Source organism: uncultured Sulfitobacter sp. (assembly GCF_947502895.1).
GTDB lineage: Bacteria > Pseudomonadota > Alphaproteobacteria > Rhodobacterales > Rhodobacteraceae > Sulfitobacter.
The window spans coordinates 1-242 of record NZ_CANNBM010000018.1; the positions used below are offsets into that span (position 1 = coordinate 1).

1 protein-coding gene is annotated in these 242 nt (G+C 61.6%); it reads left to right on the plus strand.

Annotated features, from left to right (window positions below; translation table 11 throughout):
• Nucleotides 1–242: Ig-like domain-containing protein (locus Q0903_RS19720; RefSeq protein WP_299418059.1), on the plus strand; the 242-nt coding region annotated here is incomplete at both ends.

A 242-nucleotide genomic window follows, 5' to 3' on the forward strand; every position in this document is an offset into this window, starting at 1 on the left:
ACAATCCTCGCCTCGGATGTGGATGGCGATACGCTTGCCTACGCAGTCGGCACCGATGCGACCAACGGCTCGGTCGTGGTTGATGCCACAACGGGCGCTTATACCTACACGCCCAATGCGGACTTCAACGGCACCGACAGCTTTGTTGTCACCGTCAGCGATGGCGCAGGCGGGCAGACCACAATCACCGTGGGCGTCACGGTCAATCCGGTCAACGACGCGCCTGTCGACAATGGCACGGT